Origin of the sequence: Pseudomonas frederiksbergensis (assembly GCF_000802155.2) — a bacterium.
Classification (GTDB): domain Bacteria; phylum Pseudomonadota; class Gammaproteobacteria; order Pseudomonadales; family Pseudomonadaceae; genus Aquipseudomonas; species Aquipseudomonas frederiksbergensis_A.
This window is the reverse complement of the sequence record NZ_JQGJ02000006.1, coordinates 59,482-75,224: the sequence shown is the minus strand read 5'-3', so window position 1 is coordinate 75,224 and position 15,743 is coordinate 59,482. Positions and strand designations below refer to the sequence as shown.

Sequence of the window (15,743 nt, the reverse complement as noted above, 5' to 3'; positions counted from 1 at the left end):
GATGGAAACTACAAGCGAAAAGCTCGAACAACGCCAGCCGGCCAACCGATCACCGCTGGACATCGCCATCGTCTTGCTGATGCTCGGCGCGATAGCACTGGTCATCTGGCTTTCATTCACGTATCGCTCTTCCTGGCCTGCCCACTGGCCAGACTACAGCCACATGGTATCGAACCTGCCGCAGCCCGTTGCCTGGTTGCGCTGGGTGTTGGGCGACATCAGCGAGGTTGCGTTCTACAAGCATGAATTTGCCTCTATTGGATTGCTGGCCGGGGCCTATCTCGCTTACCGGGCCAATCGGACAGGAAAAGCCTGGCAAGGCTTTTCCATCTGCTACGGCACCGGTCTGTGGCCCTGGCTAGTCACCAGTTCGCTTCTGGGGCTCTTGCTCAGCAACCTGTTGTGGGGCTGGACAGTCACCGCTACAGCCTGGCAGCCCACGTTCGCAGCGTTCGTTTCATTGCCTGCAGCGATGGTGCTGATGTTTGGCGGCGGTTGGAAGGTCGCAGTCAACGGGGCGATCATGGGCGCTTTGCTGGTCACCCCCGCGTGCTTGCTGATCGTCAACTACGTCTGTAATCCGCTCGGATTACCCTCAGTGATTGGCAACGTCTCGGGCATGGCTGTCGCCAGCGTCATCGCTTTTCTGATCTGTCGCTACCAGCCGAGCCTGGTGAAGTCGCAGGCCTCGGCAGAGCCATCCGAGCCAACACCCGCACCACTGCCCGCCAAGACGCCCGACTACGGTATCGTCTGGACGCTCCGCCGGATACTGGCGGACTTTTCCGAGGCACCGTTCTTTGGCAACGAATGGGCCAGCATCGGCCTGATAGTGGGCGCATTGCTGGCCTACAGCTTGAACCCGATGAGCCCGGCCTATGGCTCGGGCTTGCTGCCCCAATTGATCGGTGCGCAAGCATTGACCTCGGCATTGGGTGTAGTGATCTGGCGCCGACAATGGATATTGCGTGGCTGGTATCCCACCTACATTCCACTGGTATCAGTGGTTCCGGCGGCGCTGCTGACCTATGGCGACAGTTGGCTGGTAATCATTTCAAGCGCCTTGCTGGGTGCCTTGATCGCGCCACCGCTGGCGTGCGCAATTGCAAGGCGGGTGCCCGCGGACATGCACCCTTTCATCGCCAATGTCCTGTCCATGGCCATAAGCACCCTTCTGATCATTCCGTTTATCGGACTACTGATGACGCGCTGAGCCCATGATCCACTGGCTGTATTGCGACCTTCAAGCGCGGCGCGTACAGCCAGTTCCCACAAAAAAAGAGAGGTATTGCATGAACTTGCCCAAACTGGCCATCGCGTCACTCGGCGGCACCGTAAGCATGCAGGCCCGGGCCGTCGGAGAGGGCGTGGTGCCGACTGTCAGTGGCGCAACCCTGCTAGCGTCGATACCGGAGCTGAGGACGCAGGCACACGTCACCGTCGAAACACTCGGAATGTTACCCAGCGCCTCGTTGGATTTTGCGTTTCTGCTGAGCGTCCTGTGCTGGGCGAATTATCAGGTCGAGCAAGGCGCGGTAGGTGTAGTCATCACTCAAGGCACTGACACACTGGAAGAATCGGCGACCTTCTTCGATCTTCTATGGGAACACGATGAACCACTGGTCCTCACCGGCGCGATGCGTTCGGCAACCCAGGCGGGGGCCGATGGGCCGGGCAACCTGCTGGATGCTTGCCGGGTCGGCTTGGCGCAGGACAGCCGCCGGCGAGGTGTTCAAGTGGTGATGAACGGGCAGATCCACTCGGCGCAAGCTGTTCGTAAAACTGACTCGATGGCGTTACAGGCTTTTTCTTCGCCCATCGTGGGGCCGACCGGTCTGTTGCGCGAAGGGAGCGTTTATTACCTGCGTTCCAGATCGCAACGCCACGTCTTGCCTGTGCCGCATCAAACCGCACAGAAAGTCGCCTTGCTTCAGGCATCACTGTCTGCCGACACCCTGTTGTTGGATAACATCCTCACGCTGGGCTACGACGGGTTAGTCATCGCCAGTTTTGGTGCCGGACATCTTTCCGAAACCTGGACTGCGTCGATTGATGCCATTGCCAAAAAAATCCCGGTCATTATCGCAACTCGCTGCGGCTCAGGATCCACGGCACGTTCGACCTACGGGTTCAAGGGTGGCGAGATGGATCTGGTTCGCAGGGGCGCGTTGATGGCTGGATTTGTCTGTCCACGCAAAGCCAGGATTCTCTTGTGGCTGCTGCTTGGATGTGAGCGCCAGGATGATGTGAGCCGCTACCTGAAAGAAAACGTCCAGTTTCAGTAACGTTCAGATTATTGCGGCGAGACGGCTGCTGCCCTGGCAATCGCTTCGCCACGGTTTTGTCACCGCCCTTGCCGGACAGCTTTGCTGGCATGCAAGGGCGTTTGTCCGCAGAACCCTACGGCTTATGCGCCCGCGCAAGGAATTCGTGCGACTGCATCTCCAGCAAGCGACTCAAGGTGCGCTGGAACTCGAAGGTCAGGCGACCGCCGGTGTACAGGTCCTTGAGTTCGACTTCGGCCGAGATGATCAGCTTCACGTTACGGTCGTAGAACTCGTCGACCATGTTGATGAAGCGACGGGCGATGTCATCGGTGGTGACGCTCATCTGCTCGACATTGCTCAGCAGCACGGCGTGAAAGATCTTGCCCAGTTCGATGTAGTCGTTCTGGCTGCGCGGGCCGTCGCACAATTCGCGGAAGTCGAACCAGGCCACGTCATCGCAAGTACGCACGGCGCGGATCTCGCGGTTCTCGATGACCAGCACATCGTTTTCGACGGCCTGGGTGCATTCCGGCGTGAGGGCACGGAAGCTCTTGCGCAGGCTTTCTTCGGCGGCGGCATCCAGAGGAAAGTGGAACAGTTCCGCTTGCTCGAGGTGACGCAGGCGATAGTCCACGCCGCTGTCGACGTTGACGACTTCGGTGTGCTCCTTGATCAGCTTGATGGCCGGCAGGAAACGCGCCCGTTGCAGACCGTCCTTGTAGAGGCCGTCGGGCACGATATTGGAGGTGGCGACCAGGGTCACGCCGTTCTTGAACAGTTCTTCCATCAGCGTGCCGAGGATCATGGCGTCGGTGATGTCGGAAACGAAGAATTCATCGAAGCAGATCACCCGGGTTTCGGCGGCGAAACGCTTGGCGATGATGGTCAGCGGGTTCTTTTCGCCGCCCAGGGTTTTCATTTCTTCGTGCACGCGCTTCATGAAGCGGTGGAAGTGCGTCCGCGTCTTTTCCTTGAACGGCAGCGCTTCGAAGAAGGTGTCCACCAGGTAAGTCTTGCCCCGACCAACGCCGCCCCAGAAATACAGGCCCTTGACCGGCGCCTGGTCTTTTTTGCCGAACAGTTTGCCCAACAAGCCCGGCTTGTTGTTCGACGCGGCGATCAGGTCGTCGTACAGGCGCTGCAAATGCCGCACTGCCGTTTCCTGGGCTGCGTCGTGAAAGAATTCCGGGCGTTTCAGATCAGCTTGATATCGTTCTAGGGGCGTCATATTCGTTAGCAAGGCAACAAAAACGGGCCGTCACTGTAGCGATGGCCCAGAGGAATGGCAATCGGCCCTTATCCGGGCCGATGGTCGGGTTACGCCTTCGGTCAGTCCTGGGCAGGCGTCAGTGCCACGCGCAACGCGTCGATGGCGGCATCGCGGGCGGCATTGTCAGCGAACGCAGGGCTCTGGGCCACGCATGCGCCGTCGAGCCATACACCGAAACCGAGGTCTTCGCTGCGTACATCCAAGGGTTGGCCGGACTGCAATTGCTTGCTCACCTGCCCGGCGGTCTTGCCGTCCGCAAAATTGTTCGAGAGCAACAGTTGCTCGCCATCGGCGGAAAGCAGCCGGAAGCGGAAACTGCCGTCCTCGTCGCGGAAACTGACAAAACGGGCGGCCTTGGCCGCTTTCTTTTTGGTCTGGGTGGTCACCTGGACCTGGCTGACAAAGGACCGCAGGCCAACCGCCTCGCGCAGTTCATTGAGGAACGGCGTGGCCACGGCCCGGGCTTTCTTCGCGCCCAGTTGCAGGATGTCTTCAAGGTCCGACGGACGCTCGATGAACTGGTGGTAACGCTCGCGCGCTTCACCCAACTGGTCATCGAGCAATTGGAACAGACGACTCTTCGCCTCGCCCCAACCCAGGCCCTGCAGCAATTCGCTGCGGAACTCGGCGGACTGTTCGGCAGTAGCGAAGGCCTGGAACAGAGTGAACAGGTGCGAGTTGTCCGGATCCTTGGCTTCGCCCGGCGCGCGGGAGTCAGTGACGATCCGCGAGATCGCGTCCTTCATGTCCTTGGCGCTGCTGAACAACGGGATGGTGTTGTCGTAGCTCTTGGACATCTTGCGACCATCGAGGCCCGGCAGCGTGGCGACGCTTTCTTCGATCAGGGCTTCGGGCATGGTGAAGTATTCCTTGCCCTGGCCAAACAGGTGGTTGAAACGCTGGCCAATGTCGCGGGCCATTTCCACGTGCTGGATCTGGTCGCGACCGACTGGCACCTTGTGGGCGTTGAACATCAGGATGTCGGCGGCCATGAGGATCGGATAGCTGTAGAGGCCCATGGTGACGCCAGCGTCCGGGTCTTCGCCGGCCTCGACGTTCTTGTCCACCGAAGCCTTGTAGGCGTGGGCGCGGTTGAGCAGGCCCTTGGCGGCGACGCAAGTCAGCAGCCAGGTCAGTTCCGGGATCTCGGGAATGTCGGACTGGCGATAGAACGTCACGCGGTCCACATCCAGGCCGCCGGCCAGCCAGGTGGCGGCGATTTCCAGGCGCGAGCGCTGGATGCGCAGCGGGTCATCGCACTTGATCAGGGCGTGATAATCGGCCAGGAAGTAGAACGAATCGGCGTTGCTGTCGCGGCTGGCGAGGATCGCCGGACGGATGGCGCCGGCATAATTGCCCAGGTGCGGGGTGCCGGTGGTGGTGATGCCGGTCAGGATACGGGTACGCGTCGTCATGGGTTATCGCTTGTCAGACTGCTGTCAATTCGAGAGGCGCGGCAGGAGCAGATCCTTGAGATCGGTCAGCTTGCCATGAAAAAAGTGTCCGCATTCTGCCACTTTCAGCAGCTCATGGGGGCGTTGGAGCGCGTCGGACCATGCGTAGACCAACTGCGGATCGACCACTTCGTCGGTTTCCGGCTGGATCACGGTCAACTCACCGCCCGTCGGCAAGGGTGATTGTTCGTCCAGGCGCATCACCGCGGGGGCCACCATGAACAGGTGCTTGACCGGTTGTCCCTGGGCTTGCAGGCGCCCGCCGAGGGTCGCGGCAACGAAGCCGCCGAAAGAGAAACCGAACAGGGTCAGGGGCAGGCCGGGGTGCTTTTCCAGCAGCCAGGCGGCCGCGGCCTGGGCATCGTCCACTTCCCCGGTGCCCATGTCATGCGTGCCGGCACTGGCGCCGACGCCGCGATAATTGAAACGCAACGTAACCAGGCCGGCGTCGCGGGCGGTGCGTTGCAGGGTCGAGACCACTTTGTTGAGCATGGTCCCGCCCTGCACCGGGTTCGGGTGGCAAATCAGCGCCAGGCCACGGGGGGCCTCGCTGTCCAGGTACAACGCTTCCAGTTGGCCCACCGGGCCATCGATGACTACAGGGGTTTCGCGCATAAGCAAGGAAAGAACTCCGTGACCTCGAATTGGGTCGACTCGTCTAGCTAAAAGTCTGTGCCTGGCATCATTGCGATGTTCTTCGCGGTATACAGCGCAGGTCCGAGCCGTTAACGTAAAGCAAAGCCGTTTATAGAGGAAGGACTCGTGGAACACTCGCTCTTAGTTTGGCTGTTGCCGACTCTTGCCCTGGTTGCCGGTGTCGCCATTGGTTTCCTGATTGCCCGCCTGCTGCCCAACGCGGTGCCCAACAGCACCCAACGTCAGCTGGACGACATCCAGGAACGTTTCGACAGTTATCAGAATGAAGTGGTCACTCACTTCAACAGCACCGCCTCCCTGGTGAAAAAACTCACCCAGAGCTACCAGGAAGTCCAGGATCATCTGTCCGAGGGCGCCAACCGCCTGGCCCTGGACGAGCAGACCCGCCAGCGCCTGCTCGCCGCCCTGCAAGCCGATGCGACGCAGACCCCACGGGAACGCCTGACCCCGCCAAAAGGGATCCAGGAACCACCACGGGACTACGCGCCCAAGGCCCCGAACTCGCCCGGCATGCTCGATGAGCATTACGGTTTGAAGAAGTAGTTTCGCAGCGACACCAAAAAGCCCGCCCGATCGCATGATCGGGCGGGCTTTTTATTGGCTAAACTCCACTCGCTTCAATGCTCGCCACAGGATATTGGTGTCCTGAAAAATTATTGACTCAGTTCAACCCAACACCTCACCCGCCACCTGGTCGATCGCCCCCTTGGTGATGTCGACAATCAGGTCCGCATCCTCGCGGGTCAGGATCAAGGGCGGGGCGAAGCCCAGGATGTCGCCGTGGGGCATGGCGCGGGCGATCATGCCGCGCTCAAGGCAGGCGGCCGAGACCTTGGGGCCGACCTTGAGCGCCGGGTCGAACGCCGTGCGCTGTTCGCGGTCGGCCATGAATTCCACCGCCGCCAGCATGCCGTCTCCGCGCACCTCGCCCACCAGCGGATGACCTTCGAGGGTTTCACGCAGGCGGCGATTGAGATAGCCGCCCACCTCCTCGGCGTTGGCCGTGAGGTGTTCCCGTTCGAGGATGTCGAGGTTCGCCAGCGCCGCCGCCGCACAGATCGGGTGGCCGGAATAGGTCCAGCCATGGCCCATGGCCCCTTCGGCCTGGGAGGCTTTTTCAATCACGCTCCAGACCTTTTCCCCGATGATCACCGCCGACAAAGGTGCATAGGCACTGGTCAGGCCTTTGGCAGTAGTGATCAGGTCCGGCTTCATGCCATAGCGCTGGCTGCCCATTTTCGAACCGAGGCGGCCGAATGCGCAGACCACCTCGTCGGCAATCAACAACACGTCGTATTTCTTCAACACGGCCTGGATCGCATCCCAGTAACCGGCGGGAGGAACGATGATGCCACCGGTGCCCATCAGCGGTTCGCCGATGAACGCCGCCACGGTGTCCGGGCCTTCGGCGAGGATCATTTTTTCCAGTTCGTCGGCGCAATAACGCACGAAGGCCGCTTCGTCCATGCCCGCCGGGGCCTTGCGATACCAATGCGGACACACGGTGTGCTTGACCCCTTCCGCAGGCAGGTCGAAATGCTGGTGGAACGCCGGGAGACCGGTCAGGCTGCCGGTCATGATGCCCGACCCGTGGTAGCCACGGTCACGGGAGATGATTTTCTTCTTCTGCGGCCGGCCCAGCACGTTGTTGTAGTAACGCACCAGTTTGATTTGGGTCTCGTTGGCATCGGAGCCGGACAAGCCGTAGTAAACCTTCTTCATTCCCTCCGGCGCCCAATCCATGATGCGGCTGGACAGCTCGATGATCGCCTCGCTCGAATGGCCGACGTAGGTGTGGTAGTAGGCCAGTTCCTTGGCCTGCTTGTAGATGGCGTCGGCGACCTCGGTGCGGCCGTAGCCGATGTTCACGCAGTAGAGGCCGGCAAAAGCGTCGATGAACTCACGGCCTTCATGGTCGCGAATGCGAACGCCCGAAGCACTCTTGATGATCCGGCCCTTGAGCGCGCCACTGGCGTGGTCATGGGCGTGGGTCGAGGGGTGCATGAAATGCGCACGGTCTTGTTCGAACAGCGTGTTGAAGTCTTGGCTCATGCGGACTCTCCTGGGAACTGGCCTTGATGGTGCAGGCAAAAATATTTGGTTTCGACGAAAGGCTCGAAGCCTTCGGTGCCGCCCTCGCGGCCGAGGCCGGAGGCTTTCATGCCACCGAAGGGAATCGGGTGGCCGGTGAACTTGACGCCGTTGACCGCAACCATGGCGTGGTCGAGACGGCGGATCAGCGGGTAGATGACATCCAGGCGGTTGGAGCAAATATAGGCGGCCAGTCCGTACTCGGTGTCGTTGGCCAATTCGACGGCTTCGTCCAAGGTGTCGAACGGCATCACCCCGGCGATGGGCGCGAAATTTTCCTCGCGGTAGATGCGCATCTGCGGTGTGACATCAGCCAGCACGGTGGGTTGGTAGAACAACCCGCCCAAGGCGTGGGCCTCGCCACCCACCAGGCGCTGGGCGCCAAGGTGCAAGGCATCGGCGACACGATCGACGGTCGCATCCAGCGCGGCCTGATGCATCAATGGGCCGACATCCACGCCCTGTTCCTGTTGATCGACCATGGCCGGCCCGACGCGCAAGGCGCGCACGGCGGCGGCGAAGCGAGTGAGAAATGCCTGGTAGACCGGACGCTGCACCATGATTCGGTTGGCCGCGCAGCAATCCTGACCAGAGGTCTGGAACTTCGCCTCTACAGCGACTTTCACCGCCAAGGCCAGATCGGCATCGGCGCAGACAATGAACGGCGCATTGCCGCCCAACTCCAACGCGACTTTCTTCACGTCATGGGCCGCCGCTTGCAACACCAGCTTCCCGACCCGGGTCGAGCCGGTAAAGCTCACAGAACGTACGCGACGGTCCTTGACCAGGGTTTGCATGGCCATTTGCGGCTCGCCCAGGACCACGTTGAACACCCCGGCCGGAAAGCCTGCCTCCTCGGCCAACTGCGCCAACGCCAGGGCCGAATACGGTGTCTCGTGGGCCGGTTTGATCACCACCGTGCAACCGGCGGCCAGGGCGGCGGCGGCTTTGCGGGTGATCATCGCCGACGGGAAGTTCCATGGCGTGAGCAGCGCGCAGACGCCCACGGGTTCCTTGATGGTGCCCAGGTGAGCATTGGGGATATGGCTCGGAATGTTCTGGCCGTATAGACGCCGGGCCTCCTCGGCAAACCACGGGATGAAACTCGCGGCATAGGCGATTTCGCCACGGGATTCGGCCAGCGGCTTGCCCTGCTCCAGACTGAGAATGCGCGCCAGGTCTTCGCTGTGCTCGGTGATCAACGCCGCCCAGCGCCGCAGCAGCGCGCCCCGGGTCTCCAGGCTTTGCTCGCGCCACGCCGGGAATGCACGATGCGCCGCGTCCACCGCCGCGACGATCTGCGGTTGATCAAGCATCGGCACATGACCGATGACGGTGCGGTTGGCCGGGTTGTGGACGGCCACGCTATGGCCGCTGTCGCTGTGGACCCAATGGCCGTCGATGTAGCAAAGCGCTTTGAACAGCAGCGGATGTTGGTAAGGCATGACGTTCACTCCAGACCGTTTGCGTGAATCCATGCTAGGCCAGCGGCACTTGGGCTTTCGGGTGTTCGAGTGGGGTCAGACCTTGGTTTTTTTCTGGAAAGAACCCGCTGAAGAGCGTTTTCTGCGGTGCTCAGGCGGATGGCGCCAGCTCCGCCGGCAACGCACCGGCGGTCTTGATGGTCTTGGTGACGATGTAGGTGAAATAGCGTTCGATGCCGAGGTCTTCGAGCAGCAATTGATCGACGAAGCGCTGGTAGGCATCGACATCCGGTGCCTGGATCATCGCCAGGTAATCGACACCGCCACCGGTGGCATAACAGAACGCCACTTCGGGCGCGGCGATCATCCGTTGCTCGAAACGGCGCATGTCCTGGGCGGTGTGCCGGGCCAGGGTGATTTCCACCAGCACTTGCTGACGCTTGAACACCGCGGCCCAATCGACCTGCGCCCGGTAACCGACGATCAGGCCCGCCGCTTCCAACTTGCGCACCCGCTCCCAGGCCGGCGTCACCGACAGGTTGATGGCTTCGGCCAGGCTCGACTTGGTAATCCGCCCGTCCTCGGCGAGGATCTGCAGGATCTTGAGGTCGTAGCGATCGAGCTTGTGCATGGGCCGGGCTCCGGGTGGTTACAGAAAACTTCCAGACAGACATCAATTGTGGCGAGGGGATTTATCCCCTCGCCACAAAGGTCACGCGCAGCCTGATCACGCCAACACATCCGCAATCACCACCAGCGTATCGCCACACTGCACCAGCCCGGGAAAGTGCCGGGCAGCCAGGAGGCCGCTGCGGGCGGCGCGGTATTGCACCGGGGCGACGCCGCTGCGGGTGGTGTCATGGATGCGCGCCACTACCTCACCCTGGGTGACGTTTTCCCCAAGGTCACGGCACATCTCCAACAAGCCGTTGTGCTCACTGGCAATGAAGCAACTGGCGTCCGGCATATCGAGCATCAGTGAGGGCTGCAATTCGATCGAGCCCCGCAGGATGCCAGTGTGGATCAGCAGGTTGCGCACCCCGCGCTCGGCAATCGCCACGCTTCGGGCCGTGGACGAACCGCCGCCGCCCAGCTCGGTGGTGACGAACACCTTGCCCTGGGACTCCGCTGCGGTGTCGTACATCGATCCGGCATCCAGCTCCAGCATGCGCATGCAATACGGCGCGTTGAACGCCAGCATCCCGGCCTCGCAGCGCGCCTGTTGCTGCTTGTCGGACAAGACGTGGCAGGCGGCGAATGGCAGGAAATCCAGGGTCCGCCCGCCGGAATGAATGTCCAGCACAATGTCGGCCAAGGGCAGCAAGGTGCGATTGAAGTAGTCGGCGATTTTCTCGGTGACGTTGCCGTCCGGCCTGCCGGGAAAGCTACGGTTGAGGTTGCCCTTGTCGATGGGCGAAGTCCGGCGTCCGGCATGGAAGGCCGGGGTGTTCATGAACGGAACGATGATCACCCGCCCGCTCACGTCTTCAGCCGTCAATTGCTGGGCCAGTTTGCTCAGGGCCACCGGGCCTTCGTATTCGTCGCCGTGATTGCCACCGCTGAGCAGCGCGGTCGGGCCGCTGCCGCGCTGGATCACGGTGATGGGGATCATCACCGCGCCCCAGGCCGAATCGTCCCGCGAATACGGCAGCTTGAGAAAACCGTGCTGTACGCCCTCGCGGCTGAAATCAACCGTGGCGCTGATGGGATTGTTGGGCAAATCGGACATGGCTCAATCCTTCACGAACAATTGACGAGGCACGTTGCACAGCGTCTCGACGCCAGTCTCGGTGATCAGGATGCTCTCGGTAATTTCCAGGCCCCAATCGTCCATCCACAGCCCCGGCATGAAGTGGAAGGTCATGCCCGGTTGCAACACGCTGTTGTCGCCGGGACGCAGGCTCATGGTGCGCTCGCCCCAATCCGGTGGATAACTGATGCCGATGGGGTAGCCGCAACGGCTGTCCTTGTGGATGCCGAACTTCTCCAACACCTTGAAGAACGCCACGGCGATGTCACCGGTGGTGTTGCCCGGCTTGGCCGCGTCCAGGCCCGCGGCGATGCCTTCGACCACGGCTTTTTCACCCTCGAGGAAATGCTGCGGCGGCTTGCCCAGGTAAATGGTGCGCGACAGCGGGCAGTGGTAACGCTTGTAGCAACCGGCGATTTCGAAGAAGGTCCCGGCGCCCCGTTCGAACGGCGAATCATCCCAGGTCAGGTGCGGCGCGCTGGCATCAGCCCCGGTGGGCAACAGCGGCACGATGGCCGGATAGTCTCCGCCATGGCCGTCGGCACCGAGGATGCCGCTGCTGTAGATCTCGGCCACCAGTTCATTCTTGCGCATGCCCGGCTCGATCCGTTCGAGTATCCGACCGTGCATGTTCTCGACGATGCGCGCAGCGATGCGCATGTAGGCGATCTCCTGGGGCGACTTGACCGCACGCTGCCAATTCACCAGGCCTACCGCATCCACCAGTTTTGCCTCGGGCAAATGCTTTTGCAGCGACAGGTACGCAGCGGCGCTGAAGTAATAGTTGTCCATTTCGACGCCGATGCTCAGCGCGCCCCAGCCACGGGCGATGATCACTTCGCGGGACAAATAGTCCATGGGATGGCGCTCGCGGGACTGCACGTAGATGTCCGGGTAACCGACGATGTTGTCGGCGTGCATGAACACCGTGCGCCTGGCACCGTTGGCATCCTGGCCGCGACCGAACCACACGGGCTCGCCCTCCAGCGCCAGCAGCACGCACTGGTGCACATAGAACGACCAGCCGTCATAGCCGGTGAGCCAGGCCATGTTCGATGGATCGGTGACCAGCAGCAGCTCCAGCCCTTGGGCCTGCATGGCCGCGCGAACCTTCGCCAGGCGCTGGGCGTATTCCTCCCGCTGGAACGGAAGATTGACGACTATCTCTGACATCCACCTGCCCTCTGATCAATGAAGCACGAATGAAAAATGGTTAGCGATCGAACGCAAAGCCCTTGCCCGCCGCTTTTGCCCGCTCGAAAGCGAGGTTGGCGATAGCGGTGTCCTGGGCGCCGGTACCGGTGAGGTCGCACAGCGTCACTTGCGCCGCATCGGTGCGCCCGAGCCGCTGCCCCGCCAACACCCGTCCCAATTCCATCAACGCCAGGTCATCGCGAACGGTGCCTGCCGCGAGGGCATGGTGCAGCTCGCCGAGCACGCGGGTCTGGCTCAGGCGATCGGCGACATAGCAGTCGACGGCGGCCAGGGCTTGCGGGGAAATCTCGTTCTTGTGTTCCGCGTCCGAGCCCATCGCGGTGATGTGCAGGCCGGGGTGCAAATGACGGGCTTCGATCAAAGGTTCGCGACTGGGTGTGCAGGTGATGGCGATGTCCACGCCTTCCAGGGCAGCGTCAATGGACGCGCCTGGTGTGACGGCCAGGCCGGTTTCACGTGCCAACGCCTGACTGAATGCCTTGGCTTTTTGTCCATCACGCGCCCAGACCCGCACCTCGTCGATGGGCCGCACCAGGCGCAGCGCCTGAAGCTGCAACGCCGCCTGCTCGCCGGCACCGATCAGCGCGACGCTGCGGCTGTCCTCGCGAGACAGGCAACGGGCCGCCACCGCACCCGCTGCAGCGGTGCGCACGGCGGTGAGGTAGCCGTTGTCCAGCAGCAGCGCCTCCAGCAAACCGGTGCGTGCCGAGAGCAGCATCATCATGCCGTTGAGGCTGGGCAGGCCAAGCTTGGGATTATCGAAAAAACCCGGGCTGACCTTGATGGCGAAGCGTTCCAGGCCCGGCAGGTAAGCGGTCTTCACATCCACTTCACCGTTGTGCTCGGGAATGTCCAACCGCAGGATCGGCGGCATCGCCACGGCGGCGGTGGCCAGCAGCACGAAGGCCTGTTCGACGGCATCGATACTCGCCAGATCGAGGGCCACGCAGCTGCGCAGGTCGACTTCGCTCAATAGGGTGACTTCACTCATGGCAGGCTCCGTTAATGGGTGATCAAGCGTTGGCGCCGGCGATCACGCGGGCATGTTGTTCGGTGTCGACGTTGCGCCCGCTGACCACCACCACAATGGAGCCGCGCGGTTCAATCAAGCCGTCGAGCAGCGCCGCGATGCCCACCACGGCAGCGCCTTCGAGCACCAGGCGCTCGTGGTGATAGGCGTGGCGGATGGCATTGGCAATCGAGGCTTCCGAGAGCAGGTGCAGGCCATCGATCAGTCGGCGGGTCATGGCGAAGGTGTAGCGATTGTCCAGGCCGATGCCGCCGCCGAGGGAATCGGCCAAGGTGGGCAGCTCTTCGATGTCCACCGGTTGTCCGGCGGCAAGACTGGCGTGCATCGCGGCACCGCGGGCCATGCTGATGCCGTGGACCTGGATCGTGGGATTGGCGCTTTTCAGCGCGAAGGCGACGCCGGCGAACAGGCCGCCGCCGGACAATGGCACCAGGACCTGGGCCACGTCCGGTTGCTGTTCGAGGATCTCCAGGCCGAGGGTGCCTTGGCCGGCGATGATTGCCGGGTGATCGAACGGCGGCAGGAAGGTCGCCCCCTGCTCCCGGGCGATGCGCTCGGCTTCGCGCTGGGCATCGTCCTGGGATTGGCCGACGATGCACACCTCGGCGCCCAAATCGCGAATCGCCTGCACCTTGTTGGCTGGCACCAGGTTCGACAGGCAGACAATCGCCCGGACGCCCTGCTGCGAGGCCGCATGGGCCAGTGCCCTGCCATGGTTGCCGGTCGAAGCCGTGACCACGCCTTGGGCCTTTTGCTCGACACTGAGCTGCGCCACGGCATTGCTCGCCCCGCGCAGCTTGAAGCTGCCGGTCAATTGCAGGGATTCGAGCTTGAGGTACACCGGCACGCCCATCAGTCGCGACAGGCTGGGGGAATGCTCCATGGGCGTGCGCCGCACCTGCGACTCGATGCGCTGGCGAGCGATGTAGATGTCCTGAAGCTGCAACCCTGTCATGACGGCGTCCCGAGCGGAGATGTTGGGCGCAGTCTAAGAGGGCTGGATTGTGGTGATGAATGTACTAGGGCAATTTAGTTTGCGTTCATTTCGCTTGAACGAAAGGCCCGGAGATCCCCTCGCCACAAAGGCGCGCGCAGTTCTTGAGTAAGCACCTGCTTTTACAGAGCACTGCCATCAGAAATCATGAATCTGCGGGTACTGGTTGAAGATCTCCCGCATGCCGATCAGTGCATGGCGCATTTCCTCGTCGCTGCATTCAGCGCCGACGCAGACCCGCACCGCGCGTGGCCGGGGGGTGCCGCGCACGGTGAACGGGTCGGGCGACGTGACGGCGATGTGCTTATGCCTTAGCGCCCGCACCAGGCTGTCGACTTCCCAGTGGGGCGGGATGCCGATCCAGGCATTCAAGGCGTGAGGATGCTGGGCCAATACGTGCTCGCCCATGTATTCAGTAACCATCGCCTGGCGCCCGGCCAACAGGCGCCGCTGCAGGTGCAGCAACGATTCGGCGCGGCCATCGCGGATCCAGCGGGCGGCGATCTCCGACACCATCGGCGTGGCCATCCAGCTGTTGACCCGCAGGATGCTTTCGGTGCGCAGCGCGAGGCGCTTGGGCACCACCAGATAGCCGATGCGCAACCCCGTGAGCACCGACTTGGTCATGCTCGTGCAATAGAACGACAGCTCCGGCAGGTAATGGCTGATGGGCGGCGCACGGCGTTCGTCCAGCAGCGGACCGTACACATCGTCTTCGATGATGTGCACACCGAAGCGGCGAGCGATCTCGGCAATTTCCCGACGCCGGGCGTCAGGCATCAGGCTGGTGGTGGGGTTGTTCAGGTTCGGCGTGCACACCAACGCGGTGATGCGCTCGTTGCTGCACATGTCCTCGAAATGCTCGGGGTCGATGCCATGGCGGTCAGTGTCCAGGCCCTTGAGGGTAAAGCCCAGTACCTGGGAATTGCCGATCACGCCGTGGTCGGTCAGCCCTTCGCAGAGCACCACATCGTCGGGACCGGCGAGGGACGCCAGGGCGAGGAAGATGCCATGAGCCGCGCCATTGGTGATCAATACATCGTTGCGATCGACCTTGAGCCCCTGCCGCCCAATCCACTGCGCCGCAGCTTCGCGATGGGACTCAAAACCGGCTATCGGACGAAACGCATGGATCCATGGCTGATCCTCTTCGGTACTCAGTTCGGCACAGGTGTCACGCCAGAACTGATCATGCTCGCGGGTGTGGAGAATGCGCGTGATGGAGAAATCCACCAGCGCCCGCTCGGGGCTGTCGAGTATGTAAGTCGCCACCCGGTCGCTCATGCGCCGCGAGACGAAACTGCCACGCCCGACTTCGCAACGGACCAGCCCTTGGCGCTCCAGCTCCTTGTAGGCGTTGGTGACGGTCTGCACGCTGATGCCCATGGCGTCGGCCACTTGCCGTTGCGGCGGCAGGCGCTGATCGTTGGCCAGGCTGCCCTGTTCGATATCGTCGGCAATGGCCTGCACCAGGATCTTGTATTTGGATTCACCGCTGCGGGCAACATCCAGGGCTGATTTCCACTTATCCATAACGCTGCAACCGGCATGAGAACGGGTGCGCACAGCATTGCGCGGCCATGGCGGCAAA

The 15,743-nt window shown here is 62.2% G+C and carries 14 protein-coding genes; 3 read left to right on the top strand and 11 right to left on the bottom strand.

Features of this window, described 5'->3' with window-relative positions:
* The first annotated feature begins 1 nt into the window (after nt 1).
* Both JZ00_RS13700 and JZ00_RS13695 read left to right on the top strand, forming a co-directional pair.
* A complete protein-coding gene (locus tag JZ00_RS13700; protein WP_039591570.1) occupies nt 2–1,213 on the top strand; it encodes a threonine/serine exporter family protein in 1,212 nt (403 codons plus the stop codon).
* Nucleotides 1,214–1,292: 79 nt separating this feature from the next.
* On the top strand, nt 1,293–2,285 hold the full coding sequence (locus tag JZ00_RS13695) for an asparaginase (RefSeq protein ID WP_039591571.1): 993 nt from the start codon (nt 1,293–1,295) through the stop codon (nt 2,283–2,285).
* Nucleotides 2,286–2,400: 115 nt separating this feature from the next.
* Here JZ00_RS13695 and zapE read toward each other — a convergent pair whose 3' ends face one another.
* The 3 genes from zapE to JZ00_RS13680 all read right to left on the bottom strand — a co-directional run bounded on the left by zapE (nt 2,401) and on the right by JZ00_RS13680 (nt 5,606).
* On the bottom strand, nt 2,401–3,495 hold the full coding sequence (gene zapE, locus JZ00_RS13690) for a cell division protein ZapE (protein WP_039591572.1): 1,095 nt from the start codon (nt 3,493–3,495) through the stop codon (nt 2,401–2,403).
* Nucleotides 3,496–3,596: 101 nt separating this feature from the next.
* Entirely contained in the window at nt 3,597–4,952 is a 1,356-nt protein-coding gene (locus JZ00_RS13685) for a tryptophan--tRNA ligase (protein WP_039591573.1), read from the bottom strand.
* Between the two features lie 24 nt (nt 4,953–4,976).
* A complete protein-coding gene (locus JZ00_RS13680; protein WP_039591574.1) occupies nt 4,977–5,606 on the bottom strand; it encodes an alpha/beta hydrolase in 630 nt (209 codons plus the stop codon).
* A 147-nt stretch (nt 5,607–5,753) separates the two neighbouring features.
* Here JZ00_RS13680 and JZ00_RS13675 point away from each other — a divergent pair, with 147 nt between their 5' ends.
* Nucleotides 5,754–6,191 carry a Z-ring associated ZapG family protein gene (locus tag JZ00_RS13675; RefSeq protein WP_039591575.1) on the top strand — a complete coding sequence of 146 codons (438 nt, stop codon included), beginning with the start codon at nt 5,754–5,756 and terminating at the stop codon, nt 6,189–6,191.
* A 123-nt stretch (nt 6,192–6,314) separates the two neighbouring features.
* On the opposite strand, the gene JZ00_RS13670 is transcribed toward JZ00_RS13675, so the two are convergent.
* The 8 genes from JZ00_RS13670 to ehuR form a co-directional block, all read right to left on the bottom strand.
* On the bottom strand, nt 6,315–7,700 hold the full coding sequence (locus JZ00_RS13670) for an aspartate aminotransferase family protein (protein ID WP_039591576.1): 1,386 nt from the start codon (nt 7,698–7,700) through the stop codon (nt 6,315–6,317).
* Nucleotides 7,697–9,184: an NAD-dependent succinate-semialdehyde dehydrogenase gene (locus JZ00_RS13665; RefSeq protein WP_039591577.1), complete on the bottom strand. Its 1,488-nt coding sequence runs from the start codon at nt 9,182–9,184 to the stop codon at nt 7,697–7,699. The genes JZ00_RS13670 and JZ00_RS13665 overlap by 4 nt, the downstream gene beginning before the upstream one ends.
* Before the next feature lie 130 nt (nt 9,185–9,314).
* Nucleotides 9,315–9,794, bottom strand: a complete 480-nt coding sequence (locus tag JZ00_RS13660; protein WP_039591578.1) for an Lrp/AsnC family transcriptional regulator — start codon at nt 9,792–9,794, stop codon at nt 9,315–9,317.
* A 96-nt stretch (nt 9,795–9,890) separates the two neighbouring features.
* Nucleotides 9,891–10,892 (bottom strand): N(2)-acetyl-L-2,4-diaminobutanoate deacetylase DoeB, encoded by a 1,002-nt coding sequence (gene doeB / locus JZ00_RS13655; protein WP_039591579.1) that lies wholly within the window; start codon nt 10,890–10,892, stop codon nt 9,891–9,893.
* A gap of 3 nt (nt 10,893–10,895) precedes the next feature.
* Nucleotides 10,896–12,086, bottom strand: coding sequence for an ectoine hydrolase DoeA (doeA, locus tag JZ00_RS13650; protein WP_039591580.1), 1,191 nt, complete (start codon nt 12,084–12,086; stop codon nt 10,896–10,898).
* Nucleotides 12,087–12,126: 40 nt separating this feature from the next.
* Nucleotides 12,127–13,119, bottom strand: a complete 993-nt coding sequence (locus JZ00_RS13645) for a cyclodeaminase (RefSeq protein ID WP_039591581.1) — start codon at nt 13,117–13,119, stop codon at nt 12,127–12,129.
* Between the two features lie 22 nt (nt 13,120–13,141).
* On the bottom strand, nt 13,142–14,113 hold the full coding sequence (gene eutB / locus JZ00_RS13640; protein ID WP_039591582.1) for a hydroxyectoine utilization dehydratase EutB: 972 nt from the start codon (nt 14,111–14,113) through the stop codon (nt 13,142–13,144).
* Between the two features lie 177 nt (nt 14,114–14,290).
* Nucleotides 14,291–15,685 carry a MocR-like ectoine utilization transcription factor EhuR gene (gene ehuR, locus JZ00_RS13635; protein WP_039591583.1) on the bottom strand — a complete coding sequence of 465 codons (1,395 nt, stop codon included), beginning with the start codon at nt 15,683–15,685 and terminating at the stop codon, nt 14,291–14,293.
* Between the last annotated feature and the right edge of the window lie 58 nt (nt 15,686–15,743).

What these genes read in the sequence shown, in the direction of transcription:
- ehuR (WP_039591583.1), bottom strand. Translation starts at nt 15,685, where the DNA reads ATGGATAAGTGGAAATCAGCCCTGGATGTTGCCCGCAGCGGTGAATCC.
- JZ00_RS13695 (WP_039591571.1), top strand. Translation starts at nt 1,293, where the DNA reads ATGAACTTGCCCAAACTGGCCATCGCGTCACTCGGCGGCACCGTAAGC.
- JZ00_RS13700 (WP_039591570.1), top strand. Translation starts at nt 2, where the DNA reads ATGGAAACTACAAGCGAAAAGCTCGAACAACGCCAGCCGGCCAACCGA.
- zapE (WP_039591572.1), bottom strand. Translation starts at nt 3,495, where the DNA reads ATGACGCCCCTAGAACGATATCAAGCTGATCTGAAACGCCCGGAATTC.
- JZ00_RS13645 (WP_039591581.1), bottom strand. Translation starts at nt 13,119, where the DNA reads ATGAGTGAAGTCACCCTATTGAGCGAAGTCGACCTGCGCAGCTGCGTG.
- doeB (WP_039591579.1), bottom strand. Translation starts at nt 10,892, where the DNA reads ATGTCCGATTTGCCCAACAATCCCATCAGCGCCACGGTTGATTTCAGC.
- JZ00_RS13660 (WP_039591578.1), bottom strand. Translation starts at nt 9,794, where the DNA reads ATGCACAAGCTCGATCGCTACGACCTCAAGATCCTGCAGATCCTCGCC.
- JZ00_RS13685 (WP_039591573.1), bottom strand. Translation starts at nt 4,952, where the DNA reads ATGACGACGCGTACCCGTATCCTGACCGGCATCACCACCACCGGCACC.
- JZ00_RS13680 (WP_039591574.1), bottom strand. Translation starts at nt 5,606, where the DNA reads ATGCGCGAAACCCCTGTAGTCATCGATGGCCCGGTGGGCCAACTGGAA.
- eutB (WP_039591582.1), bottom strand. Translation starts at nt 14,113, where the DNA reads ATGACAGGGTTGCAGCTTCAGGACATCTACATCGCTCGCCAGCGCATC.
- JZ00_RS13665 (WP_039591577.1), bottom strand. Translation starts at nt 9,184, where the DNA reads ATGCCTTACCAACATCCGCTGCTGTTCAAAGCGCTTTGCTACATCGAC.
- doeA (WP_039591580.1), bottom strand. Translation starts at nt 12,086, where the DNA reads ATGTCAGAGATAGTCGTCAATCTTCCGTTCCAGCGGGAGGAATACGCC.
- JZ00_RS13670 (WP_039591576.1), bottom strand. Translation starts at nt 7,700, where the DNA reads ATGAGCCAAGACTTCAACACGCTGTTCGAACAAGACCGTGCGCATTTC.